The organism is Pseudomonas sp. PHC1 (assembly GCF_046487845.1).
Taxonomy (GTDB): Bacteria; Pseudomonadota; Gammaproteobacteria; order Pseudomonadales; family Pseudomonadaceae; genus Aquipseudomonas; species Aquipseudomonas sputi.
The window spans coordinates 1-1,224 of record NZ_JBJXHJ010000062.1; the positions used below are offsets into that span (position 1 = coordinate 1).

Consider the following 1,224-nt stretch of genomic DNA (forward strand, 5'->3'; position numbering starts at 1 on the left):
GGTTCTTCACGGATTGCCGGGAAAGTCGCTCTTGATCTTCATGAAAAAGAATTCGCTGTCCCGGTAGCCGTAGGCCATTCGTTTGATGACCTTAATCCTGTTATTGATCCCCTCCAGTTGTCCGGTGTGCATTGGCCACCTCACCCTGCTCAGAATGCCGCGCCAGTAGCCCTTTAGGCGTTTGGCAAATTGCTTCAGAGCCGGTATCGCGCTCTCCTCGGCCAGACGCAGCCACTGCTTCCAGGCTGATCGCCAGCCCCAGGCCGTACTGGGTGACCATAACGCCTTGAGCTCTGCCTTCATCAAATAAACCGTCATCAACGACTGGTTGGCAGCCAGCAGGTCCTGCAAGTGCACCTGTTGATCTGCGCTCTTGAGATTCTCCGGGTTGCGCAACAGCAGCCACCGCGCTTGCTTGATGACCTTGCGTGCAGGTTTGTCATGACGCAGACGGTTGGCCTCATCGACCCGTACTCGATCAATCACTTCTCGGCCGTATTTGGCCACCACATGAAACAGGTCATAGACCACTCGTGCTTGTGGGCAGTGCTGGCGCACCTCAAGGTCAAAAGCAGTATTCATGTCCATCGCCACCGCCTCAATCCGCGCGCAGCCCTCAAGCCCCAGTTCTTCGAAGAACGGCCGGATAGCGGCCCGGCTACGTCCTTCGCCGATCCACAACACCCGACGGGTATCGGCATCCAGTACGACGCTGGCGTACCGATGCCCTTTGAACAGGGCAAACTCGTCCATGACCAATCGCCTGGGACGGGCTACAGGCAGCTTATCCAGTTCCGTCTGTAGAGCCCGTCGCTCCAGTAATCGCACGCTATCCCAATGCAATCCGAAGAGCTGTGCCACGTGCAAGGTAGGTAGCCTTCGGCAGGTCTGGATGACGGCTTCAGCCAGGCGGCGCGTCATCCGCGAGTAGCGATCAAGCCAGCTGACAGCCTCCATCCGTTTACCGCAAGCGCCACATCCAACTCGTCTGAGTTCGACGTTTAGCCGCACGGATCGCCCAAGGATGGGCAGGTCTCGGATGAGCCGCTGGCAGTACTCATGGATGGTTGTGCTGGGTGCGTTGCAGCCGCTGCAGGTAGGAAGCCGGGCGGCATGAGGGATGAGATCAATCTGTAGTACGTCGCCATCAGGCTTGATCGTAACGACAGAAAAGCCCTCCCAAAAAGGAAGGAAAGTATTAATATCGCGCATAAGAACGCCGGT

The 1,224-nt window shown here is 57.4% G+C and carries 1 protein-coding gene; it reads right to left on the reverse strand.

Features of this window, described 5'->3' with window-relative positions; all coding sequences use genetic code 11:
• Positions 1 to 6: 6 nt before the first annotated feature.
• Positions 7 to 1,212 carry an ISL3 family transposase gene (locus tag ACKJSM_RS28630; RefSeq protein ID WP_410239535.1) on the reverse strand — a complete coding sequence of 402 codons (1,206 nt, stop codon included), beginning with the start codon at positions 1,210 to 1,212 and terminating at the stop codon, positions 7 to 9.
• Between the last annotated feature and the right edge of the window lie 12 nt (positions 1,213 to 1,224).